General features: G+C 36.7%; 25 protein-coding genes. 15 read left to right on the top strand and 10 right to left on the bottom strand.

Going from position 1 to position 22,940, the window contains the following annotated elements; all coding sequences use genetic code 11:
* Positions 1-13 precede the first annotated feature (13 nt).
* The 9 genes from SB679_RS09490 (at position 14) to SB679_RS09450 (ending at position 5,673) form a co-directional block, all read left to right on the top strand.
* Positions 14-421 (top strand): hypothetical protein, encoded by a 408-nt coding sequence (locus SB679_RS09490; protein ID WP_410702006.1) that lies wholly within the window; start codon positions 14-16, stop codon positions 419-421.
* 47 nt (positions 422-468) lie between these two features.
* On the top strand, positions 469-717 hold the full coding sequence (locus tag SB679_RS09485) for a hypothetical protein (RefSeq protein WP_410702005.1): 249 nt from the start codon (positions 469-471) through the stop codon (positions 715-717).
* 12 nt (positions 718-729) lie between these two features.
* The gene (locus tag SB679_RS09480; protein ID WP_410702004.1) at positions 730-1,086 is read left to right on the top strand and encodes a hypothetical protein; all 357 of its coding nucleotides are present in this window, start codon (positions 730-732) and stop codon (positions 1,084-1,086) included.
* A 4-nt stretch (positions 1,087-1,090) separates the two neighbouring features.
* Complete coding sequence (locus tag SB679_RS09475) at positions 1,091-1,609, top strand: PRTRC system protein E (RefSeq protein WP_410702003.1); 519 nt, start codon at positions 1,091-1,093, stop codon at positions 1,607-1,609.
* 30 nt (positions 1,610-1,639) lie between these two features.
* Positions 1,640-1,858 carry a PRTRC system protein C gene (locus tag SB679_RS09470; protein WP_410702101.1) on the top strand — a complete coding sequence of 73 codons (219 nt, stop codon included), beginning with the start codon at positions 1,640-1,642 and terminating at the stop codon, positions 1,856-1,858.
* Positions 1,859-1,875: 17 nt separating this feature from the next.
* Positions 1,876-3,060, top strand: coding sequence for a hypothetical protein (locus SB679_RS09465; protein WP_410702002.1), 1,185 nt, complete (start codon positions 1,876-1,878; stop codon positions 3,058-3,060).
* Positions 3,044-3,769, top strand: coding sequence for a PRTRC system protein B (locus SB679_RS09460; RefSeq protein WP_410702001.1), 726 nt, complete (start codon positions 3,044-3,046; stop codon positions 3,767-3,769). The genes SB679_RS09465 and SB679_RS09460 overlap by 17 nt, the downstream gene beginning before the upstream one ends.
* Positions 3,766-4,566, top strand: a complete 801-nt coding sequence (locus tag SB679_RS09455; RefSeq protein ID WP_410702000.1) for a PRTRC system ThiF family protein — start codon at positions 3,766-3,768, stop codon at positions 4,564-4,566. Before SB679_RS09460 ends, SB679_RS09455 begins: the two co-directional genes overlap by 4 nt.
* Before the next feature lie 279 nt (positions 4,567-4,845).
* Complete coding sequence (locus tag SB679_RS09450) at positions 4,846-5,673, top strand: GLPGLI family protein (RefSeq protein ID WP_410701999.1); 828 nt, start codon at positions 4,846-4,848, stop codon at positions 5,671-5,673.
* Between the two features lie 145 nt (positions 5,674-5,818).
* On the opposite strand, the gene SB679_RS09445 is transcribed toward SB679_RS09450, so the two are convergent.
* Positions 5,819-6,553 carry a hypothetical protein gene (locus SB679_RS09445; protein ID WP_410701998.1) on the bottom strand — a complete coding sequence of 245 codons (735 nt, stop codon included), beginning with the start codon at positions 6,551-6,553 and terminating at the stop codon, positions 5,819-5,821.
* Between the two features lie 247 nt (positions 6,554-6,800).
* On the opposite strand from SB679_RS09445, the gene SB679_RS09440 reads away from it, so the two are divergent.
* Entirely contained in the window at positions 6,801-7,607 is an 807-nt protein-coding gene (locus tag SB679_RS09440) for a helix-turn-helix domain-containing protein (protein WP_410701997.1), read from the top strand.
* Positions 7,608-7,691: 84 nt separating this feature from the next.
* On the top strand, positions 7,692-8,270 hold the full coding sequence (locus SB679_RS09435) for a hypothetical protein (RefSeq protein WP_410701996.1): 579 nt from the start codon (positions 7,692-7,694) through the stop codon (positions 8,268-8,270).
* A 65-nt stretch (positions 8,271-8,335) separates the two neighbouring features.
* On the opposite strand, the gene SB679_RS09430 is transcribed toward SB679_RS09435, so the two are convergent.
* The gene (locus SB679_RS09430) at positions 8,336-10,060 is read right to left on the bottom strand and encodes a helix-turn-helix domain-containing protein (RefSeq protein ID WP_410701995.1); all 1,725 of its coding nucleotides are present in this window, start codon (positions 10,058-10,060) and stop codon (positions 8,336-8,338) included.
* Positions 10,061-10,320: 260 nt separating this feature from the next.
* Here SB679_RS09430 and SB679_RS09425 point away from each other — a divergent pair, with 260 nt between their 5' ends.
* From SB679_RS09425 to SB679_RS09415, 3 genes are all read left to right on the top strand, one after another.
* Positions 10,321-10,566, top strand: coding sequence for a hypothetical protein (locus tag SB679_RS09425; protein WP_410701994.1), 246 nt, complete (start codon positions 10,321-10,323; stop codon positions 10,564-10,566).
* 83 nt (positions 10,567-10,649) lie between these two features.
* The gene (locus SB679_RS09420; RefSeq protein WP_410701993.1) at positions 10,650-11,096 is read left to right on the top strand and encodes a MauE/DoxX family redox-associated membrane protein; all 447 of its coding nucleotides are present in this window, start codon (positions 10,650-10,652) and stop codon (positions 11,094-11,096) included.
* 67 nt (positions 11,097-11,163) lie between these two features.
* Complete coding sequence (locus SB679_RS09415; protein ID WP_410701992.1) at positions 11,164-11,451, top strand: hypothetical protein; 288 nt, start codon at positions 11,164-11,166, stop codon at positions 11,449-11,451.
* Between the two features lie 66 nt (positions 11,452-11,517).
* Here the strand turns inward: SB679_RS09415 and SB679_RS09410 are convergent, their stop codons facing one another.
* From SB679_RS09410 to SB679_RS09395, 4 genes are all read right to left on the bottom strand, one after another.
* A complete protein-coding gene (locus SB679_RS09410; RefSeq protein WP_410701991.1) occupies positions 11,518-12,810 on the bottom strand; it encodes a TlpA family protein disulfide reductase in 1,293 nt (430 codons plus the stop codon).
* 7 nt (positions 12,811-12,817) lie between these two features.
* Positions 12,818-14,203, bottom strand: a complete 1,386-nt coding sequence (locus SB679_RS09405) for a RagB/SusD family nutrient uptake outer membrane protein (RefSeq protein WP_410701990.1) — start codon at positions 14,201-14,203, stop codon at positions 12,818-12,820.
* 2 nt (positions 14,204-14,205) lie between these two features.
* On the bottom strand, positions 14,206-17,454 hold the full coding sequence (locus SB679_RS09400; protein WP_410701989.1) for a TonB-dependent receptor: 3,249 nt from the start codon (positions 17,452-17,454) through the stop codon (positions 14,206-14,208).
* Between the two features lie 228 nt (positions 17,455-17,682).
* A complete protein-coding gene (locus SB679_RS09395; protein WP_410701988.1) occupies positions 17,683-18,885 on the bottom strand; it encodes a FecR family protein in 1,203 nt (400 codons plus the stop codon).
* Between the two features lie 168 nt (positions 18,886-19,053).
* Here SB679_RS09395 and SB679_RS09390 point away from each other — a divergent pair, with 168 nt between their 5' ends.
* Entirely contained in the window at positions 19,054-19,584 is a 531-nt protein-coding gene (locus tag SB679_RS09390; protein ID WP_410701987.1) for an SRPBCC family protein, read from the top strand.
* A gap of 15 nt (positions 19,585-19,599) precedes the next feature.
* Here SB679_RS09390 and SB679_RS09385 read toward each other — a convergent pair whose 3' ends face one another.
* The 4 genes from SB679_RS09385 to SB679_RS09370 all read right to left on the bottom strand — a co-directional run bounded on the left by SB679_RS09385 (position 19,600) and on the right by SB679_RS09370 (position 22,935).
* On the bottom strand, positions 19,600-20,268 hold the full coding sequence (locus tag SB679_RS09385) for an RNA polymerase sigma factor (protein ID WP_410701986.1): 669 nt from the start codon (positions 20,266-20,268) through the stop codon (positions 19,600-19,602).
* A gap of 317 nt (positions 20,269-20,585) precedes the next feature.
* Positions 20,586-21,368, bottom strand: coding sequence for a hypothetical protein (locus tag SB679_RS09380; protein ID WP_410701985.1), 783 nt, complete (start codon positions 21,366-21,368; stop codon positions 20,586-20,588).
* 7 nt (positions 21,369-21,375) lie between these two features.
* Complete coding sequence (locus SB679_RS09375) at positions 21,376-22,062, bottom strand: hypothetical protein (protein WP_410701984.1); 687 nt, start codon at positions 22,060-22,062, stop codon at positions 21,376-21,378.
* A gap of 84 nt (positions 22,063-22,146) precedes the next feature.
* Positions 22,147-22,935, bottom strand: a complete 789-nt coding sequence (locus tag SB679_RS09370) for a tetratricopeptide repeat protein (RefSeq protein WP_410701983.1) — start codon at positions 22,933-22,935, stop codon at positions 22,147-22,149.
* Positions 22,936-22,940 lie beyond the last annotated feature (5 nt).

The following is a 22,940-nucleotide window of genomic DNA, read 5'->3' as shown; positions in this document are numbered from 1 at the left end:
AAACAGCAACGACATGAAATCACTAGAGCGAATGAACAATGTAGAAAAGGGGAAAATGCTTGCAGATCTGCTACCCGAAGAACTACCCAACATAACTTTGTTTATTTCAAAAGAAATAGAGCGTTTCCTGAAAAATGAAGAACAGAACAAAAGTGCTTGGAAGGGAACTTTAATCACTGCTAATTTTTGGTACAGTCTTGTGCGTAATGTAGAGAACGCCATACAAAAATGCGGTAGCAGATTGCACACAAACCACCGATGGTTTGCCGATCAACTATTTGATGGCTATAATGCTTTATTTACCATTCACTGCCTTATTGAATATACGGCAACAACCCAATGTAACCCCAAATTAAAGTTAGGAATCCATTTCCTTTTTGACGGAGCAGAACCCATTCATACAACCAAAGGCGATAAATAGGCAGTCCAATCGCCAATGAATACAATTTAATATATAAAAATAACAATATGAAAATCGGAATTATAACCTACGAAAAATTTGCGGAGCGGGTCACATTAGATACCATGTTCAACATGGATGATCTATTTAATATCATGCTGACCGACAACGATTACGTGAAATTTCAAATTATTGACGAAAACGAAAATTTGGTACTATCCACCCATTACCCCGAGACAGGAGACAAGATCATATATATTGAAATTTTATGCGTTAAGCGTGAGGTTGAAATACTTGGAACGACCTACGATGCCTAGAAAACCCCCTCATTGGTGCATAAAACAAAAGTAACGTGGAATACAGCCCACGGGGGTTTCAAATTCCAAAAGGAAGCCCAGGAATATGCCGATAAAATGAACCTTAAAGCAAGGGCTTCTATTGAAAAATTTATCGGGCAAAATGGGGATAAGAAAACGATAGTCATTAGAACAGCACCTATAACGATCGTAGATATACACGGTCAAAAAATGACAGTGACCGACCTTGAAAAAGCAATAGAACAGGCACAGGACTTCAAAGACTTGACACATGACCCTCCAATTCCAACCGATGCTGATCAACAGGCGTATTGGCAGGATATATACGAAAAACTATTAATGCTGAAAGCACAAACACATCAATTTTAAAATTATGAATACTAATTTTTTCAGTCAGATCGCCCAAATGAACATTACAGGTAATTTACAGATCACCATCACACAGGGCGCAGAAAGCAATTGGATTGTATCTGCATTGCTTCAAAACGAAAACTGTGGCGACAACGCCAAACAACTGATTGTCCCCTGCACCCTACGGGGAACAGTACAGGAACTGGACGAGGACTTTTTTGGAACCATTACCTCACCGATTGAAAGAGCTTCGGGGTTAATGGTCAATATGGAATCCTTTATGAAACAGTTAGAGGAAGCTAAAAGACAGTCGGCAATGGAAAAGGAAAAAGGCGAAAAAGAGAAAAAAGAAAAAGAAGCAAAAGACAAAAAATTTCAGGATGCCCTATCAAAATCTGCTGATCTTGAAAAAGAACGCAGGTATAAGGAATCGTGGACGGCTTTACCAAAAATTGCAGATTTTCCAGAACACAGCGAAGCCATCCGCAAAAGAATGTCAGAACTCGAAAAATTTCTTGCCCCAAGCTTATTTGGCGAATAGAATCATTATTTAACTCTAAAATCAATGAGCATGTTATTAGCTACCCAACTCGAAAGAGTATTTATACTCAAAGAAAAAGAACAGGAAATTACCCTGACCGATCCCGAACCAAAATGGAGCGTTGAAAACGTCCTTAATTTCTACGCCAACACCTATCCCATTTTAACAACCGCTAAAATATCAGCACCTAAAATTAAGGATGATAAAGTACAATATCAGTTTGAAAGCGTGATTGGCACTAAAGGTTAAATTAAAAATTTAAATAAATGAACCATGCAACCACATATCATATCGGGAACCATAAAAACACCCGAAGAAAAACGGCAAAAACAGTTGAACAGGCAACTCTGCGAGTTCTCAAAATGGATGGAACGGACACGGGATGCACAGGAAATCCGAAAAGACAAACGCCAGTCTGTACCGATAGCCATGCTCCCAATGGTTTTCTAAAAACTACTTTCCTGCCAAAACTGAAAACAGCGCAATCCCTACAGGCTCCTAAGAGATTAAGTAAAGTGGAAAGGGATTATTACCTGTCCCTTTCCAAACTTGTAAAACACTACGGTATTAATCCAATCGAAACAGCACAGTTTCCATATCCCTACAATATAGCGCTTTCCCTGTGGGATACCGAAAACAAGTTAAAAAGCACTGTTTATAATCTGGAAAATATTCGGGTGGTACAGGAAAAAAAGAAGGTTTTCATTGTGACAGAGGAATGTTGCAGTGTGGGATTAACTTTATATTATATCCCTGTAATACCGCTTTTTTTAATGCTGAAAAATAAAGCAAGAAGGAAAACCGCCCAACTACTGCTTTCGGTTTGCAGTTACTTATACCATATCGCAGATGTCCCGTATTACAGGCAGGAAGATGCTTATCTCTTTTGGCAGTATGACATGATGGAAAATTGGATTGCGCAGGATGATGAAGAGGTAGATAATCAACACTGTAAGGACGAACTGAAACAGGCAGAACACATTGGCGATTTGGTGGAACAAAAGATATACAACCGCAAAACATTGTCTGCCTTTGAAAATCGTTTAAAGCAATTTAAAGCCCGTGACAGTTTTGATGCAGAATGCCTGAAAATGGCAAAGGAAGTCTTTAGTCTTTACCAGAGCTACCCTACTGCATCCATTTTCAGAAATGCGCCAGAGATCAATGAAAATGAGGATGATTATTACGAACACGAAACTGTCGCGATGGAAAAATATATTTCCTTTTGGGCAGATAGCACAGGTTGGCTTTCTGAAAGTCTTTCGGAGTGCATCAACAATGAATTTAATGAATATGGCGATGTACAGGAGCCAAAGATTTCCAAACGTTTTGACGATAACCCCATAACAGCCAACAACCTCAATTTTGAAAACCGCCTGTTTGATCTGTTGGATGAATTAATATATCTGCTTAACACCTATAAAAAACAAAATAATGGACACTTTAACTGACCTTAGAGAAGATTTTGGAACACTCTACTACCCCAAATCAGCTTTGATATTTTATCAGACACAGCGATCAAATCCAGACTGTTATGTTGAATCGTTCGACATGGACAAAAACGGGTGCTTAATTAATGCCCACCCATTGACTATAAGGGAAGCGAGCCAACTTGCCAAATCCTTAAAAATAGAAAGTGATAATCAGAAGCCGTTTTTAAAATCCAATGGTATTATCGGCAGTCATATATTGCAGGTTGACCCCCAATATGATGGAACAGTCATCTGGTACACTAAAACCCAATTACGAAACCTGTTTTTCATAGAAAAATTAGGTATTCCAGGCGGTAAAGCATTGATGCCTCCTATGCTCTGGATAGCGAACCGGCACAGGATTTCTGTCTACGCCCTGAAAACAAGTGGCAGACCCACAGAAAAAACGCCACTCTATCATGCCCCCTTCTTTAATGTAAATTCTGATGGTGCAGTATGTATGGGAACCGTTGAGGTAAGGATTAAAAAGACGGTATCATTAGAAGAATTTACCACCACTTGGGAAAACTATTTTTTTAACTCTTATTTCAGCCACCTTATGGCTAGTCACAACCCGATCAAAGGAAACCTTGTCAGCCTTTGGAAAAAATTGATTAAAACAGCGCAAGCCTTCCCTACAGAATCATTAACAAAAACCAACAGAACCTTTAAAAATATACTGCGATGATACCAAAAACCAGAATCCATTTTACCGATCACGATTTGTTAAATCCCACCAACCCAATCGAGCTTAACCTGATTGGTGCAGGGGGTACAGGTTCAAAGGTATTGACCGCTTTGCTTGAAATGAACCACAGTTTGGTTGAACTAGGGCATACAGGATTGTTTGTTAGATTGTGGGATGATGACATCATTACCGATGCTAATTTACACAGGCAACGCTTCGCAAAGTCCGAGGTTGGATTATATAAATCAGTTGCCCTCATTAACAGGGCGAACCGATGGTCAGGAACAAACTGGAAAGCAGAAACGATCAAATTCGAAAAGAATCAAGCAGGGAAATCACCTGAACATGCAAAAGCAAATATTTACATTTCCTGTGTAGACAGTGTATGCGCCCGTTTTCAAATTGCTGAAATTTTAAATTCAACTTTCGATAGATGGGCATATCGCAACACACCAAAGTATTGGATGGATTTTGGCAATGGCAAACACACAGGACAAGTTATACTATCCACTATTGGAAAATTGGAACAGCCCAAATCGGAGAAATATGAAACTGTAGCTCATCTGCCTTTCCTGACAGAGGAGTTTAGGGATTTATTAAAACGATCGGAATCTGAAGACGACACCCCAAGTTGTTCTGTGGCAGAAGCACTTGAAAAGCAGGATTTATACATCAATTCCGCTCTTGCTCAATTGGGTTGCGCTTTACTTTGGAATCTGTTTAGAAATGGAATGACCGAAAACAGGGGCTTTTTCTTAAACCTTAAAGACCTTCGGACTCAGCCCATTAAAATCTAAAATAAACAGCCAAAAGTATCGGGCGGCCCCAAAAACATCACGATAGATTTCGTGAAAATTTTGGGGCGTTAAATCGGCGCAGCTCCTTTCGTACCCCTTCCAATTCCCGCCATTCCCAAAAACAGCTGCATATTTTTTCTTCGGGATATCTCGGATATCCCAATTTAAGAAACGACTTGCACACTTATATAACATTCTTAAAATGAGCCACTAAACTCAACACTATCATCAACTGCATTCTTGAATTCATTATATTTACCATTACCAAAACATATCATTATGAAAAATATTATTCTTATTCTTTTTATCTGCACACAATCTTTACTCGCACAAAGTAAAAGATTTACATACGAGTATAGATTTGTACCGGACTCTACCAATAAGCAGAATGTACTTAAAGAGCCTATGTTTTTAGATATAGGTAATAAAATATCTATATTTTCCAGCCAGCGAAAATACATTTCGGATTCTACCATCATAGCAGATTCCAAACAAGGAAAATTTGGTATGCCCCCCAGTGATTTAATTATTTTATACAGAATAGAAAAAATAGATGGGAAGGTATTTTATAAGACGAATGACTACGGCTTGGATAGAATTAAAGTTGATGATGATCGGAAAATAGAATGGAAAGTCTTACCGGATAAACAAAAAATAGGTGAATTTAACACCCAAAAAGCAGTAACAAATTTTGGCGGAAGAAGGTGGACTGCGTGGTTTACAACGGAGATTCCACTTCAGGACGGACCCTATAAATTTCAGGGGTTACCTGGGCTCATTATTAAGATAGAAGATAGTACCAACAGCCATAGCTTTGAACTGGCTGAAATTTCAAATCTGAAGGAGATTGGATATCCGGAACGCGGTAAGGAAACAAAAGAAACATCTTTTAATTTGGCTGATTTTAAAAAATATTATTTGCAATATAGGAATGATCCCGGTGCTAATGTTAAGAAATTATACACAGAGGGCAGATTACCCGATTTCACAGATACTTCGGGAAATTTTCATACAGGCGCAGAGACCGTTAGAAATGTAGAAAAACTGGCGATAGAAAGATTAAAAAAAGATAATAATATCATTGAACTTGAACTGTTAAAAAAATGACTCTAAAACCATCACGATCGATTTCGTGAAAATTTTGGGGCGTTAAATCGGCGCAGCTCCTTTCGTACCCCTTCCCTTCTTTGCCGAAAACAGCTGCATATTTTTGCGGGGATATCTCGGATATCCCATATACAACTTGAATCACCTAAAGATTTTTAAAGGTCTGGATAAGTTCATCAAGCGCTATCTCGCCCCTGTTTTCAATATTTTCAAGCTGACCATGCGAAACAAGGTTTCTCATTTTTGACACTTCCATAAGCTTAACGGCCTCTCGCCAATTGATTACCTTCAATTGGGAAAGTTGTCTTATCACCTCTGAAAAGGGTAAAAATCGGTGGCCATGCGCCCCATCAGATTGTTCATATGCTCTGCTTTCGAGGGTTTTTCGAGCCAATTGTTCTAGTTCAATAAATTTTTCGAGAAACTCACCCTTGGTAATTGTTTTAGTGGGCGATCCACCAGAAACTTCACCTGTACTTTCTACAATGAGCTTATCAGCAGTTTTTTCAACTTGACCCGGATCTACCATAGCGATTACCAATAATACTGCTTTGGTGATCGTATATATATTAAGTGCGGCGACCAACAAAGCAAAACCGCTCATTACGCAACCTGTATCAAATCCATTAAGGAAAACCACTACCAAACTGAAAACAATAGATGCCCCTGTGAACCATAACAAGTTCCGGAGATTTTTGAAATGCTGATCTTTGATTTCTTTATAGATTTCCAGCAAAGTTTCATCACGCTCAACGGCACGATCCATCCTGTCGTGGCTAAAAAAGAAACCCGCAGAAATAAAGCCAATAAACGCAGCGACTGCCTGCGCAGATGAGCTGAACGCCCAGTAAATATTCTCAGCAGCTTGATATCCTTCCATATATAGTTTGATTTTGATCTTTCATAGTTACCAAGCAAATTTACAACAAAATAGAATGCTTACTTTTTAAAAATACCTGCCATTTTTCATGACTATTTCGTTAATAGATGTACATTTACATATCGCTATTTTTTTTCACTCAATGTCTTTGGCCGGATTGCCAGTGTAGAAAGTCTGGAATGTTTTAACGTGTCTAATCTGAGAAACCTTAAATCATCATCCTAAACTTTAATTTGAAAAATGGCAAATGAAAATCAAATTCTACAAACCAAAAAATAGTATCCTTAAAAAATATATTAAAGGATACTACTTCATCCTGCAAGATGAAACCGGACAATCTCTAAAGTACTGGACTTTTCCCAATAATTACTGCATTATATCTGTTAGCCTTAATACCGATGTATTATTGGAAGAAAATAAAATGACCATTATCCCTTCTGATCAGACAAATGTTTCTGCTGATCTGGTCTGGCGCTACGCTTCACCCGTCGAAATATTTTATGAAAAACCTGTCACAGAAATTACCATTTACTTTAAGCCCTTAGGATTAAACCATTTCATCAGGGATTTTAGTACTATACTTCGGCAAAAGAATATTATAGAATTTGATGCTTTTCATGATTTTAAAACAGAGATGGAGAAAATTCTAAATTATAAAAAAAGAAAAATACAAATTCGCGAACTTGAAAACTATTGGCTATCCAAATTATTGGACAAGAATCTCAGTTTAATGGACGAAATTATGCGTGATGTAGAATCAGATCATATGATTTCTGATATTGCAGAAAAGCATCATATTTCCAGAGGTTACCTCAATAAACTTTTCCTCAAATACCTCGGAAAATCGCCTTCAGAGTACCGCAAAATACACCGTTTCAGAAATTCCGTGGCGACTAAGAAACATGCAAAGAATTTAACGGAACTTTCCTATGACAATATGTTCTACGATCAATCCCACTTTATCAAAAACTTCAAAAATCTCACAACGCTAAACCCTAATGCATTCTTTAAACAGGTAAATACCCATAAAAATAATATTTGGCTTTTTATCTAGGTTATAAGCGTGGAAGAAAAAGGTTAAGCCCTTGTCACTCCTTCGTGCATTTTAAAATTATATATTTAACAAATGCTTTATAAAATGAAATACCTTACGCTCGCTCCTATCCTGCTGTTACTTCTTTGCGGTGGATGTAACAAAACGCCACGTACTCCTGATGAAAAAGCAAAAGCTTTGATTGCAAAATTGTTTGAAGCAAGAGAAAATCACACCTACGGTTATGAAGCAGGAACATTTGGTAAACTTGACAGTGCATTCACAACGTATCAGGATGATTCTACTTACAGGGCCTATGCAGATACAGTTTCTCACTATCTCGATAAGAGTACTGCCGCCTTTACCGAATTGGCAGCAGCAGGTTACACTGCAGATACAATTAAAAACGAGACTAAAAAAAAGCAAGCTTGGAAAGTAATGCTTAAAGCTTCGGCAAAACAAACCATGTACAATGATAGCGCTTCTTTTTACAGCAAAAAGGCCGAGACGATAAAAACCAACTACCGACCATTTTTTAAAGGCTGGAAAATTGCACATGATTATAAGGCCAATAATGCTTTTGGTATTCCGGTATCACAAAAAACCACCTTCTATTTCAATATCCCATTAACCGAAATTACCGGACCAGAAGAAATTGTAAAATTTAAAAGGAACAAACTGTAATATGGTGCAGGTATAATAGAAATTAATAATTTTAGAACAGTAAAACGATATTAGCTTATTTCATATTACTGCCCGCTATTTTCTTCCCCAGCAACATCTTCCATTCGTTTTTTGATAAAATCTGTGGGCCGTATCCCGTTTAAGTCCTGAAAAAGATTTGAGAAATTGGTTCTGGAGGCAATCCCACATTCCTCAGCCAGCGTTTCTATTTTGTAACGGAGATATTTTCTTTCTTTATAGAGCTTATCGGTAATATACTTAATCCGTAACACACTCAGGTATCGGTTAAAGTTCATGCCTTTGTACTCATTAATCACCTGCGAAAGATAGGTGTTATTAGTACCAAACCTCAGCGCTAGTTTATTTATTGTGAGGCCGTTTTCAACAAATTCGTTCTTCTGTTCAAACCCGCGAAGTTTGGCCAGCAGATCCTCAACAATCTTCTGTTCTATATCGAGTTTAGCGTTATTTCTTGCCTTTGCAAGCTCACTTAAATCAAGATCATTTCCCTTAAGGATCTTCTGCTCTAACAATTTATATTTAGTACGGACTTTCTTTTCCATTGCATACCGATACAGTAGTATGATCGCCAAAAGTGAAGTGATAATACCTAAAGACCAATTAATCCAGGTACTACGATTAGATTTACGTTCAAGTCTTGATTTTTCTTCCCGTAGTGACTGCGTATCATATTCCCTATGGATTTTAGACGATAAATACGCGAAATCTTGCCCAATAATGCTGTCAGCTTTAATAAGTTGCGTGGTATAGTAAAGCTCTTGTTGTGGATTCTTTTCTTTCTTATATTCAGCAATGAACTGCTCATAATTATTTCTAAGTTCGGGTAATATAAAATTATGTTTCTGAAATACCGAATCTACTTTCTGGAAATAAATTTTCGCATCACGGAGATCGCCAAGTGCCTGATATGACTTTCCAATATAGGAGTAGCACACGGTTGCCCAGGCAAAATCATCTACACTGGCTATAGAAATCAGCGAGCCATTTAAGGACTTGATGGAATTTTGATAGTCTTTCTCTCGAAATTGCTGGATGCCTTTTTCCTTCAGGAAATATCCATACTCTTGTCTGAATTCATTATTTCCACTGGTCAGCGCCAATCCAATATTCGTCAGGGAATCTGCTGATTTTGAATTACCCAGATAACGGTAACAAACAGCCATTTGATGCAAGCTATTGTAATATCCTCTTATGTTTCCATAAATCAGATTGCGATTTACATTTTTCCGGGATTCTGTCTCAAAAAACTTTTTAGTTTGCTTGAACAATTCCAATGCTTCATCATAATGTCCAACATAACTCTTAACTACGCCTATTAGATAGGCCAACCTATTTTTATGGTATTCATCATTCGTCTTTTTTGAATATTCATAGGCTACCATGTATTCACCCAAGGCCAGTTTATATTTCTTAAAATTAAAATAGTAAACTATTCCTTTATGCAAATATGCCCTACTCATCACACTATCGTTTTTTGTTAAGCGTGATGCCCATATTGCGCTATCCGCATACCTTAATTTATCGCGTGGTTGGGCAGAATACTGAATACCGTCAAGATATCCCTCCACTAACCTAAAATACTGTTTTTCGCTTTTTGCTTTATGGATATATTGCCTAATCAATGGCAACGCACGGGCGTCATTATCGGCGCGGTTTTCATATTGTCTTTTGATCAGATAAAAACCACTATACTCCTCTTTTTGTCCAAAAAGAGGTTTAACTAAGAAAATCAATAAGACAAGAACGTAAAGTTTAAAACGATTAAGCATTAATTTGATAGAGTTTTCCTCATAAATTTATGAAAAATCAGTCGATTAAAGCCACCGGCGGCCATTTTTACAAAATCAACACTACATCGTTTAAACATCGGCTTTTCCTGATTTTTTGATCGGTGCTAATTGATAAATAAGTACGTACTAATTTATCAATTGGCCCGGATAACAGTTTTATGGCAGGTAAAACTCATATACCTTCGACTACAGAATTCTACTAAGCAAACCGGCCGGGATAATTTTCAAAATCAATCACCATGAAAAAAATTATCTCATCAATTTTAATAATAGCGGGAATTGTTGCGCTGCATTCATGCAGGCAAACGGATGAAGATCAAGTTGAAGATATACAAATCCAAACCTATCAATCATCAATGAAAGGAACAGCCAAAGATTCAGATAGCACTAACACGACCATGCTAACGGAACCTTCAAACCATGAAGTTACGATAGATACTGATCCTCCGCCTAAAGATGGTGGTCAGTGGAAAATGACTAAGTAAAGTATGATCTGTTATAAAGAAAGTTTACAGATTAACACGAATCAAACAGCACCAAATTCATAATCAAGATAACTCTATCGGCCATGAAAACAAAGAATCTTATTTTGGAAATTATTATTTTACTTCTTCTATTGCTATGGGTTTATGCGGCACTAAGCAAATGGATAAACCATCAGGCATTTTACAGGCAATTAAGCTGGAATCCAACAACAGGTGGATATCAGGATTTCTTGTTCTACTTTTTACCGGGGATTGAGTTATTAGCAGTTTTACTATTACTCATAAGACCAGTCCGCTTATACGGCCTTTGGCTTTCTGCCGGACTACTATTTGTTTTTACCGCCTATGTTTTTTATGTAGTCTTTATTGATCCTACAAAAGCGACTTGTACCTGTGGCGGGGTTTTATCTGCAATGACCTGGAAGCAACACCTTATTTTTAATATCAGCTTTCTGCTGATGTGCGTAGCAGGGATTTATTTGCATAAAAGTGACTTACAGAACCACCAAGGCAATATAGCAATGAATTAATAACCAGAAATAGGGCCAAGCCGAAAACCCATAACAGAGTAGGCAAAACTAAACAACATTTTATATCATGAAAAAATTAACAAGTATGTTAGGACTGCTAGCTGTAGCAGCAGGTCTAACCGCAGCAGTTGCTATGGCACCTGCTCCAGAGAAAAAAACAGTAAAATCAGCTGATACTGATTTACAATGGTTCGATCTATCCGGAAACTATATAGGTCCTGATAATCTACCTAATAAGAGGTCTGAATGCGGACAGGAAAAAATGGAATGCGCTGTATACTATCAATCAGTTAATCCAGATACTCAACAGCCAGTGGGACAACCGACAATTATTCAAGGAGATCACCAGCTCTAAAAGATTACCAATAAAAAATAGGCCCACATTTTTTTTTTGTGGGCCTATTTTTATGAAGAAGAAACATTATGCGTCTTCCAAAATGATTACTTTTCTTTTCCTTTTTGTTTTTTGAATTTTAAGATCATATTTTCCCAGTTCTTTATTCATCTGCTTTAAATTATCTAAATTCCACTTTACTTCAAAATTTATTTGTTTTTCTTTCCCCATTTCAAAAAGGATAAGTTCCTTTTCATATTGATTTAGATTTCGCTCTAACCACCAGGGCCATTGTTTATTTGCTATTAAAACTACATCTTTCTTCATACTTACATTCTTAACCTGTTTTGAACCATCTTCGACAATTGGCTTACGAAATGTTACTCCTTTACCATTGGCACTGATTACGTAGCAAGGAATATTTCTGAGCTCTTCATGGCTCTTCACTTTAAAAGATCTATCAAGATCTGCAATCATATATTTGCAAAATCCCCTTGTTGATGTCCCCTTATAGATTAGGTCGTAACAAAAAAGCCTGGTTGAGTCGAATTTAACACCCAACCCACTCTCAACAGGATTATGATCTCGCCTAATAATACGTGTTGGATAATGATGGGTTTCACCTGAGTTATTAGTATACGCAAAATCATAGAGATTAACCAGTGTCAAATTATTCGCAATTATTCTTACTTTTTTATTTATAGTATCTACTTGAGAGCTTGACATTCCAGTTAACTCATCTCGAAAAGTACTGAAATAAGAATAGAATAGTACTTTATTTTTATTCTGCTCATATCGTATTGTAATGTCAGGATTTAATGCATATCTAACAGAGGCATCCATTTCATCCTTTTTCTCAACAAGACCAATTGCCTTACCCCCAATCAACTTCTTAATATTTTCACGAGAAGCATTTTTCCCATCGGTTATCGCTGCCACAGTACCACTTCTATCTATCCAGATTTGATGAGGAAACGAACTGGCAGGGAATAGCTTACGAACTATTGTATCCTCAACCGCCAGACTAAGTTGCAATCCGCTAACATCAAAATTGGTTTTCCAGAATTTTTCAATATCTGTTTTTGGCTGCCAAGTAACGGGTAAAACTTGCAAATCATTTGCAAATTCATTTTGTAGGCTATCAAGATGCTTCATACTGCTTACGCAGGGCACACATTCTTTAAACCACAAATCAATAATGATAGCCTTTCCCTTAAAATCACTTAGTTGGCCATCAGGCTTCGAATAGTTTAGCATTTTAGCGAAGTATACATCTGGCACCTTATCGCCAATCTTTAATGGTTTGATGGTTTGTGCACGTAATAAAGCGCACGAAAATACAAGCACTATAAATAGGGCTGTTCTAAATATCTTTCTCATAATAATTTTAGTTATATCCTGGATTCTGTGTTAAGTTTGGTGCTGCGAGTATCTCACTAGTTGGAATGGGGAACAAACTTGCAGTTGAAGTCCATGTATTTTTTAATGGACCGATCACCTGATCAAGCTGACCCGTTCGCTTGAGATCAAGCCAGCGTAAACCCCACTCCGCAAACAGCTCTAAACGGCGTTCTTTTAAAATGGCATCAATAAGCGCCTGCCCGGTAAGCCCTGATAAACTGATTAATCCTGCACGGTTGCGTATCTTGTTCAGATCATCAATGGCTGTAGGATCACCCAAATGTGCTTTAGCTTCTGCACGGTTTAAATATATCTCACCTAGGCGAACCATCATCTGACATTCGGTTTTTGGAGTGGTTGTGCTGGCATTAAGCCTGATCTTATACTTATAAGGATATTGATAGGTTACGCCAGCTATGGTTTTAACCGCAATCCAATTGATTTTACGTTTGTCTGTACTGGAAAATGCATTATATAAACTGGCCTGAAGTGGGTAAACAGGGCGAATAGTGGCAGAAGTGGCAGGCACAAATGCGAAACCTTCGTAGCTACCATAAGTTGGGTTACCCGAACCTGTTTGCCAAATGGCTTCAGTGCTACCTATTAAAAAAACTTTATTTAAATCACTCTCTAACGAATATGAACTTTGCGAAATGACCTCATTACTTGAAGCAAGTACTTCAGTCCAATTGCCAATATAGGTTTGCACGCGTGAGATCATGGCCATTACCGTATAATAATTGACTCTAAAACGGCCGGTAGTGGGATATTCAGGCTTTAACATAATTTTTGCTTGTGCTAAATCAGTTAAAACTTGTGCTCTAACCTCCGCAATAGGTGAACGCTTCATTTGTACGACCGAAGCATAATCATCTGCAGTCAGCACTAAAGGAATGTCACCAAATAAATTAACCAATTGCCAATAGCAGTATGCCCTAACAAAATATGCTTCCCCTAATAATTGTTGTTTAAAATCAGGAGCAAGCGGAGATTTTTCTAAGCCCGCAATGCAGCTATTTGACTGATAAATTACCTGATATGCGTAGCGCCAAAAGTTGTTATAGACGATGCTGTTGCTGCTGGATAGTTTACCATCAACAAATTCTAAAACATTAGCAGTTGTAGAGGTTGTATAGATCTCATCAGCGTATAAACCCAAATATACAGTCTGCCCTCCCCCAGCAAAGGATAGGCTGGTATTCGACATTGTATTGTAAAGTCCATTTATAGCAGCGGTTGCTGTTCCTTCTGAAAGAAAAATTGTCTCACTTGCTATCTGGTTGGAAGGCGGGCCAACCTCCACAAATTTTTTACACCCCCCCATTAATAAAATGGATGTGAGTAATGCAATATGTAAAATTTTCAGTTTCATGGTTAATATGAAATTTGTAACCCAACTGTATATGCCTGAAGTATCGGCATTAATGCTGGGTTTTGGGTTTCCGGATCGTACCCTTTGGTACGGTTAATAGTCAATAAGTTTTGCCCCTGCAAATATATACGGGCTGACTTCGCTCCAATCTTTGCCAGCGTTTTAACATTGAAAGTGTAACTTAGTGATACATTGCGCAAGCGTATAAAAGATTGGTTGCTATATGCAAAACTGCTGCTAACAGTATTGCTGGCTATGGTACCTGTACCGCTTGGCATCACCTTTGGTAAATCAGATAGGTCTCCCGTATTTTTCCAGCGATCAGCTAGAAGATCCGGTTGATTTCTCATTGTCCCAGCAGGCAAGGAAATTCCGTATAAGTAGTAGTAAATATTTTTTCCTGTCTGCTTCTTGAAATCAAAAAACCATTGTAACTCTAAGCCTTTATATGACAAAGTATTTTGCCAGCCCCCGTAAAATTTAGGATCAATTGTGCCATTAATCTGATAATCACCTATATCAACTACACCATTTCCATTGGCATCATAAAAATTCAGTAAACCTGTAGTTGGGTTAACGCCCAATGATTTATAGTTATAAATACTATTGAGGGAATTCCCTACAACATATAAGCTTTGATAAGTAGAGCTTTCTATTCCCGGAAATGATAATAAAGTATTTTTGGGGAATGTGATATTAAAACTGCTATTCCAGCGGAACTGTTTTGTTTGTACAGGCGTGGCCGTGATACTCAGTTCCCATCCTTCATTTTCTACCGTGGCCGGAAAATTGGCAATTACACTAGAGAACCCCGTTAAATAGGGTAAACGGTAATTAATTAATTGGTTGCTACTGCGATTTTGATAATAACCAGCAGAAAATAAGATTCGATCTTTCAAAAACCCTAAGTCGATTGCACCTTCTAATTTTTTGTTACGTTCCCACGCATAGTCAGCATTAAAAAGGTTGTTTGGTATTAGAGATGCATCACCAAAATAGGTATAACTTGGTGATTTCCATGTTTCCACAAATTGATAGTCTCCAATCTGATCATTCCCGGTTACGCCATAACTACCCCGTAACTTGCCGAAACTGACAACAGATAAATTTTTCTCAAACCATTTTTCACTTGAAAAAATCCAGGCCGCACCAACTGCTCCAAAATTAGCAAACTGTTTACCTGGTCCAAAACGGCTGCTTCCATCCCTTCGCCCTGTGAGGTTCATAAGATATTTATCTGCGATGTTATAGTTCAAACGGCCAAATAAAGCCTGATAACGATATTTAGAGTTCATACTACTGGCGTCAATTGTTGTAGCAGCATCTAAACTCTCCAATAATGCCTCACTACTATAACCACTCCCCTCTACGGTCAGGCTATTGTTACTACGCGATAGAAAAGTAGTTCCCACCAGCGCGGTTAAGCTACCTATCCAAAGCTTCGATTTGTATTCCAACTGCGGTTCTATGTTCCAACTGCTGTATTGATTTTTCCCAAAAATGGCCGTGTTCCCTTGTACACTACTACTATTCGGATTTTTGGCTTCCGAAGGAGATAGTTTTTGCTCGTTCGTAAACTGCTGGTTATAGCCCATCAGTATTTTTGCGGTGAGCCCTTCCCATAAACGGTAACTTGCATTTAAACTGCCCACTAAATTATTCGTTCTTAATTGGTATTTTTCTCTTAAATAAGCGTACGGATTTTCAATTGAAACTCCATTGTAAGCCCATTGCAGTTTGCCATCTTTATCAAAAAATGCTGGTGTATTTGGACTTAAATAGGTATAAAAAGTAAGGTCAGATGTAGGGGCACGATTTTCAGAAGATGTAAAATTTCCAGAGAAATTTAGGCTAAAACGATTATCGCTCGACTTGTGGTTAATGTTAGCAAGCACACTGCCTCGCTGGTTTGGTAAACTTTCCGGAAAAATATTAGTTTCCCTGTAATATGTACCACTTAATAGAAACTGCGTTGCTTCATTTCCTCCAGATAGTGAGAGGTTGGCATTTGTAGTATTACCCGTGCCGCCCAAAAATTCTTTTTGATAGTCAGTATAACGAGTTTGGTTGTAAATGGTGAGATCTGGTGCATTTATGGTGGTTGGCGTTGTACCTGCATTTGCAAATGCTTCTTTACGTAACGCAATGTACTGTTCGGTATTGAGCAAGGGAAGTAGTTTTACTACCTGAGTAAACCCCCGATTAATATTAGCATTGATTTGTGTTTTGCCAGCCTGCCCTTTTTTAGTTGTAATAAGAATAACTCCATTAGCGCCTCTGGAACCATAGATTGCTGTTGCATCTGCATCTTTTAATATTTCAATACTCTCAATATCTGCTGGATTAATAGCCGCGAATGGACTTACACCACTTTGTTGACCGGCATTACTGATTGCTGAACCTATCAATTGAATATTTTCATTGCCAGCGGCAAAGGGAATTCCATCAATCAATATCAGGGGCTGTGATCCCTGCGCAATAGAGTTTCTTCCGCGAATCTGTACTGTGAAAGATGAGCCTGGCATTCCGGACTGTTGGGTTACAACAAGGCCGGGAACCTTTCCAACCAAAGTGGCAAGAGCATTGGAAACAGGCTGCTGGGAAATGTCCTTTGCCGAAACGGTTGCCACCGAACCCGTGTTGAGTCTTCTTGTAGTAGTTCCATACGCGATTACCTGTACCTGATCTAACTGGCCAACGCTTTCAGCCAATTTGATATTCATGATACTTCGATTGCCAACTGCTATTTCTTTCGTCATGAAGCCCAAAAAGGAAAATACGAGTATGTCATTTTCGTTTGCTTCAATACTATACCTTCCATCTTTATCTGTTATTGTTGCAACAGTCCCCCCTTTTATAGTTACGCTTGCACCCCCTAAAGGTTCATCTTTTTCATCGGTTACAAGCCCAGTAATCTTTTGCTGTCTGGGGCTAGCACTCACTCTAGGTTTTACAAAAGCTTTTGCTTTTACAACAATGGTTTTCTTAACCATTTCGTAGGTAAAAGGTTGCCCTTCAAAAAGCAAATCCAATGTTTCTGTAAGGTTTTTTTCTTTTACATTTAAGGTTACCGCATTGGCCTCCTTAATCATATTTTCATCATAAAAAAAGATGTATCCACTCTGTTTCTGTATCTGGCTAAATACCTTCTCAATAGGCTGCTGTTTTACTGCCAATGATATCTTTTGAGCATATACGCTTGCCATTACCTGAAAATAAGAGATCAATATGAGGATTGCGCTTAGCTTCATAACCAGAAGTGGTTTTGTAGGGTGACTTCGGGCACGCATAAGTGCATGCCGAAAGCATGTAAAAAATTTCATATTTTTGTTTGTGGTTAGTTGAATAATTGCTTTACGGTGTTATCATGACTACTCCTATTGCCGGATAATGCTCTCGACAGCATTACCGGCTTTTTTATGGGGCATCATTAACTAATACTAAAAATTTGATTTAACTTCTACTGCATAGGCACTGATTTAAGGTTTAACAATTAGTGTGTTATTTATTAATTCGAAATGGAGATCATTTAGCATCAGGATTTTCAGTAAATCATTCAGGTTATCTGTACGGTATATACCACCTGTAAATTTTCTATTGGGGATTTTTCCTTTATACTCTACCTCAATATTATACCAGCGCGAAACCTGTCGCATGATGGTTTGAATACTGGCTTGCTTAAAATAAATTTGATTGTTTTTCCAGGCCAATGCAGCATCTAAATCCGCTGTCCCTACCGTGATATTATCTTTCGTTGTGGAAGTTTGTTGCCCAGGAACGATAGTCATAGCGTGGCTATAATCATTACTACTACTGCCAAGGTTTACGCGCACTGAACCTTCGGCCAGAGTGGTCACCGTAGCAGGTTCATCACTGTAGCTGTTTACATTAAAGTGCGTCCCCAGTACCTCAACTGTCTGGTCTGCTGTCTTCACCCTAAAAGGTTTATTTTTATTTTTTGAAACCTCAAAATAGGCTTCGCCGGTAATGGTCACCTCACGGCTATTGCCAAGAAAAGCTATTGGGAATTTAATGGATGATGCTGCGTTTAACCATACATGGGTATTATCTGGCAGAATAACCTGAAACTGTCCACCTCTTGGTATTTTGATGGTGTTATAAACTAATTGGGAAGACGGATTGCTTGTCGCGTTGTATGCTAACTGTCCCTTACCTACTTTAGCAACATCTACACCTGCCTGTGTTGGCAGATAACCAGATGAAACCGTATCTAATAAAATCGTTCTGCCATCATCCAGTGTGAGTGTAGCTTTGTCAGTACCGGGATTTACTTTTATTTGCTTGTCGCTTAATAATGCAGGTGTATGATTTTCACTTTTACTTATATAAAGATAGAGACCGAAAGACAACCCTAAAAGAAGTAAAGCAGCAACCGCTATTAAACCATACCGCACCCACAAATTATTTTTAAGAGCTAGGATTGGCTGTACATTTTCAGTACGCATTTTAATCTTTTGGAAAATACGCTGCACGTCCTTCTCTAAATACTCCAAATTTGAGGGTATTTGATAATCGCTTTCAAATGATGTAGTGATGATTTTATTTAAATCCTCATCAGAAGCCTGGTCAAAAAAATTGTATAGAAATTCCTTCTCCTGATTATCAATAGTATCATTGAGATATTTGCTATAAAGGCTTTTTATATAGTCTAACTTTTCCAATTTACGGTGCTTTTAAAACTAATACGCTTGGGAAAAGCAAAGTGACTACTCTGATCTAAAAAAAAATAAATATTTTTCAATAAACTTATTTCGGTGCCGTTTGTCCAATACAATATTTTTGTAAATTGGTCACGTTAAGTTCCAAACATTAACAATAAAAAACATAAAATGAATATTATTATTACCATTCTGCTCGTATTGGGGGGAATTATTTCTTTAGTTCTAATCATTGCACTTTTTATGAGAAAGAAGCATTTTGTAAGTAGAGATATTATAATAAAAGCACCTCGGCAAAAGGTTTTTGACTATATCAAACTTCTTAAAAATCAAGACGAATTCAACATTGGAGCAATGGAAGATCCAGACAGGAAAAGAGAGTTCAAGGGAACGGATGGCACAGTTGGCTATATTTATTCGTGGAGCGGAAATAAAAATGCAGGCCAAGGTGAAAAAGAAATTATGGATATCATAGAAGGAGAGAAAATGGAATCAGAAATCCGTTTTGTAAAACCAATGTCGGCAACAGCCAGAATTATAATGAAAACCGAATCTTTATCCCATAATCACACTAAAGTTTACTGGAGTAATGCTGGCACTTTGAGGTATCCAATAAATATTATGATTCCAATGATGGAAAAATCCGTTGCAAAAGGTATGGATGCAAGCTTGGCTACTCTAAAATGCATTCTTGAGAAATAGCTACACAAGCGAATCTCAGTGACAATAGAGTTCCCAGGGTATTACAGAAAGAGCAAGAACTAATACGCCTGGGTTTAAAGTCAAATTTTCAACTGCAAGTGACCCTTTTAAGGATTGCGTTGCCTTTACCAGATGGTTGTGTACAGTATTAGGACTTATGCCCATAATCGCAGCAGCTTCATTATGACTTTTTCCTTCTATCTTACAAAGAATAAAAGCCCTTTGGCGCTGAACTGGTAATTGGGCGATCGCATTTTCCAATAATTTGCTTGTTTCATTAGAAAGTATTGTTTCTTCTGTTACAGCAGTATATTCGGTATGGCTTAATTTCAATTCTTTTTCTGCTTCTCCCAAGCGAACCAATCTTCGATAGTAATCAGCCACCATACTTTTTGCTACACTGTATAAATAAGCCCCAAAGGATCGATCCAAATCAATCTGCTCACGACGGTTCCAGACTTTTATAAACAACTCCTGCAGAATTTCTTCCGCTTCTGTTTTATCTTTAACCATTTGCAGTAATTTCCAATAAATCTTTTTAGAATAACGATTATATAGCTGCTCGAACGCACGATGATCACCAAGCTGTAGAGCCTGTAGCAGATTTTTTTCTTCTGTAATACTTGCGGTCATGGCGGAGACAATGGTTAGATATAAATTACAGTCCCTCAGTAAATTATTCAAAGGTACATTTTAGCAACAAATTTTCAAATGTATATAGAATTCCGAACTTTAATATAAGCCATAATCATTGTAAAGTGACTGGAAAAGCATTTTTTTTGCAGAAATAAATTATTAACATTAAAATGATTTTGGAGTGTTCTAATGAAAGAAAATAAAAATCCGCTCTCTTCATATCCCAATGTCATATTTTGACTTAGTACACCATTCAGTAACAAAAGATTTAGCTCAGGGGTATTCAGAAAACTCTGCAATAAATACCTAATGCAAATTATCTTTAAAATGCACTAAACTTGACCGTAATTGAATTCTGTATTATATCAATTTTGCATCTTAGAAGAAACGGAAGAGATTACAAATTCATCAATTTCTTCATTCTCGCTAAATATTTTAAGTGAAAAATTGGAAAATTTTAAATAACCCGTATTTACATCATAAATAGATTTGATGTCAGAAACAATAGAAAAATCTTTACTGTAATGATATGGTTTTGCATGTTTCTGAAATTTTTTATCTGCAAGCAATCTAATCAAATTTTCGTCATCAAGATAAATGATACCGTATAAGTTAATTTCAGTTTCAGAAATACTCTCAACAACATAATCAATTTTAAAGGGCAAACTTAAAGGAGTATGAACCCACGACATACCCGAAATTATATCACCTATTTCAAAGTGCTTTTTATAAGTATTTGCAAAAAAAGGAAAGTATGCCCCATTAGAAAGGAGATCATATTCTAAACCTAAAGGAATTCTAAAATAAAGTTGTTCATATAAATACAACATTGTGTTGCTTTTATTACTTCGATTTGCTTCTTTAAATTTGTTCCAATGGATTTTTAAAAAATCTCTATTCTTTATTAAAAAAACATTGGAGTCAAAATCATACTTGAATTTAATTGGAGAAAATACTAGTTTTCGTTTTGCATCAGACACATATTTTTTACTATGAAATGTCATGTAAAAATCTTCTTCAAAATCTAATTTGAGTAAAAAAGTTCCTTCACTTTTTACTGCAGTTGTTTTCTTACTTTTGTATACTGATGTTTTTTGATATTTAAATTCATATTCTTGCGAATGTTCGCGAGTAATATTTAGTTCCATACAAAGGTTATTTGTTATCTAAAATATCTTGGTAAAAATCTATTTTTTCCTGATTTTTTGTTTTTTGATATAATCGAATGATTTTTTGATAGGCGGTGTCTAATGAAGGTGAGGTAGGATTAATTAATATCCAGTTTTCTAATACATTTATTGATTCTAATGTGTCTTTTTCCTCCAAGTAATTGGCTTTAAAGACCACAAGTAGAAAATCATCCGGTTCCAACTCATATGCAATATTCAATATTTCATTTTCCTTTTCTTTGTTTCCCTGCAAGCGATAAAGTGCCATTATCCTTTTTAAAGCATCTACATTTTTTGGATATTTTTGTAAGGTTGCACTTATTAGATTTTGTACTTCTTGTTTATGCTCTATATACCATTTAAAATCAGAATCCGTCATTGTAACATATAATTCCAATTTCTTTAAATAAAAATACTCCGCTTCTTCTTGATTTAAATATTGTATTGCTATATCACAGCAAACAATACTTTCTTCATAAGCACTCCACAATAATTCAGCAATTACGATTTCATTTTCAAGAAAATCCAAATAATTGATATAATAGATTTTGTCTTGAGGAAAAAGAGTGAGCAATTCTCTGTAAGATTTTAATGCCAATCGAATCTCATTATCATCAAAATACTTTTGGGTAAGTTTCTCTATTTTTTTTATTGTGTTTTCTTTTGTATCCATAATTAAGCGATTCTACAAAATAGCCGTTGTTGTTTTACTTTTTGGCTTCTGATAATTGTTGTTTTACTTCTTATGCTTCCATAGTTAAGTCAATCCTAAATAAGCCATGTTTTCAGGTCTTTGTCTGAACAATATAATATTCTGTCTTGCTTCTTCTTCCAGTTTGGTTATTTCTTCATTTGTAAGCTGATATTCTTCTTTCATTTTTTTTCTATATTCTCCTATTTTAGCTGTATTTTTTAATTGATAATACATTTTAAATAAGGCTTCATCATCGTCTTTATATTGATTAAAATATGAAGGATATTTAATTTGCATATTGAGTTCTTTTCTTCTTTTGATCTCATTAATTGCTTCTTCATATCTTTTCAAATAAACTAATGCCCAGCCTTTATATAGAACACAACCTAAATAAACAGAAGTCAATGCTCTTGATTTTGCAGTGGAAACATCTACATGGATATAATTCATCATATTATTACAAACCCTTAAAACGCCTTCATAATTCTTCGTTTTTAGATACAACTGAATTAATTTTTCATCTACAGTCATGTAGTGGATATCTAAGTCACTTGCTTTTTCATAATTTTCCTGTGCTTTTCCCAAATTGTTTTCCTTCGTATAAACATCTCCCAAAAGTTCGTACGCCTGTTTGTATTGGGAATCTATTTTCAATGTTTCTTCGGCGTATTTTTTTCCGGCATCGGTATTCATGCTTTCATAATAAGTTGCGGCTAATAAATACCGATAATCGGGATTATTCGGAAATTCATTATTAATTTGATGAAGAATTTCCAATGCTTCCGCAAAATAGCCGTTGTTTTTGTGTTTTTTGGCTTCTGATAATTGCTGTTTTACTTCTTTTGAATCCATAATTA

The sequence above is a fragment of the Chryseobacterium sp. SIMBA_029 genome (assembly GCF_046535275.1).
Lineage (GTDB): Bacteria > Bacteroidota > Bacteroidia > Flavobacteriales > Weeksellaceae > Chryseobacterium.
Note: the sequence above shows the minus strand (reverse complement) of the source record. Positions and strands in the feature narration are given on the sequence as shown.

What these genes read in the sequence shown, in the direction of transcription:
- SB679_RS09450 (WP_410701999.1), top strand. Translation starts at nt 4,846, where the DNA reads ATGAAAAATATTATTCTTATTCTTTTTATCTGCACACAATCTTTACTC.
- SB679_RS09420 (WP_410701993.1), top strand. Translation starts at nt 10,650, where the DNA reads ATGAAAACAAAGAATCTTATTTTGGAAATTATTATTTTACTTCTTCTA.
- SB679_RS09425 (WP_410701994.1), top strand. Translation starts at nt 10,321, where the DNA reads ATGAAAAAAATTATCTCATCAATTTTAATAATAGCGGGAATTGTTGCG.
- SB679_RS09485 (WP_410702005.1), top strand. Translation starts at nt 469, where the DNA reads ATGAAAATCGGAATTATAACCTACGAAAAATTTGCGGAGCGGGTCACA.
- SB679_RS09435 (WP_410701996.1), top strand. Translation starts at nt 7,692, where the DNA reads ATGAAATACCTTACGCTCGCTCCTATCCTGCTGTTACTTCTTTGCGGT.
- SB679_RS09460 (WP_410702001.1), top strand. Translation starts at nt 3,044, where the DNA reads ATGGACACTTTAACTGACCTTAGAGAAGATTTTGGAACACTCTACTAC.
- SB679_RS09415 (WP_410701992.1), top strand. Translation starts at nt 11,164, where the DNA reads ATGAAAAAATTAACAAGTATGTTAGGACTGCTAGCTGTAGCAGCAGGT.
- SB679_RS09380 (WP_410701985.1), bottom strand. Translation starts at nt 21,368, where the DNA reads ATGGAACTAAATATTACTCGCGAACATTCGCAAGAATATGAATTTAAA.
- SB679_RS09465 (WP_410702002.1), top strand. Translation starts at nt 1,876, where the DNA reads ATGAACCATGCAACCACATATCATATCGGGAACCATAAAAACACCCGA.
- SB679_RS09400 (WP_410701989.1), bottom strand. Translation starts at nt 17,454, where the DNA reads ATGAAGCTAAGCGCAATCCTCATATTGATCTCTTATTTTCAGGTAATG.
- SB679_RS09375 (WP_410701984.1), bottom strand. Translation starts at nt 22,062, where the DNA reads ATGGATACAAAAGAAAACACAATAAAAAAAATAGAGAAACTTACCCAA.
- SB679_RS09390 (WP_410701987.1), top strand. Translation starts at nt 19,054, where the DNA reads ATGAATATTATTATTACCATTCTGCTCGTATTGGGGGGAATTATTTCT.
- SB679_RS09440 (WP_410701997.1), top strand. Translation starts at nt 6,801, where the DNA reads ATGAAAATCAAATTCTACAAACCAAAAAATAGTATCCTTAAAAAATAT.
- SB679_RS09430 (WP_410701995.1), bottom strand. Translation starts at nt 10,060, where the DNA reads ATGCTTAATCGTTTTAAACTTTACGTTCTTGTCTTATTGATTTTCTTA.
- SB679_RS09370 (WP_410701983.1), bottom strand. Translation starts at nt 22,935, where the DNA reads ATGGATTCAAAAGAAGTAAAACAGCAATTATCAGAAGCCAAAAAACAC.
- SB679_RS09445 (WP_410701998.1), bottom strand. Translation starts at nt 6,553, where the DNA reads ATGGAAGGATATCAAGCTGCTGAGAATATTTACTGGGCGTTCAGCTCA.
- SB679_RS09405 (WP_410701990.1), bottom strand. Translation starts at nt 14,203, where the DNA reads ATGAAACTGAAAATTTTACATATTGCATTACTCACATCCATTTTATTA.
- SB679_RS09475 (WP_410702003.1), top strand. Translation starts at nt 1,091, where the DNA reads ATGAATACTAATTTTTTCAGTCAGATCGCCCAAATGAACATTACAGGT.
- SB679_RS09470 (WP_410702101.1), top strand. Translation starts at nt 1,640, where the DNA reads ATGTTATTAGCTACCCAACTCGAAAGAGTATTTATACTCAAAGAAAAA.
- SB679_RS09455 (WP_410702000.1), top strand. Translation starts at nt 3,766, where the DNA reads ATGATACCAAAAACCAGAATCCATTTTACCGATCACGATTTGTTAAAT.
- SB679_RS09490 (WP_410702006.1), top strand. Translation starts at nt 14, where the DNA reads ATGAAATCACTAGAGCGAATGAACAATGTAGAAAAGGGGAAAATGCTT.
- SB679_RS09410 (WP_410701991.1), bottom strand. Translation starts at nt 12,810, where the DNA reads ATGAGAAAGATATTTAGAACAGCCCTATTTATAGTGCTTGTATTTTCG.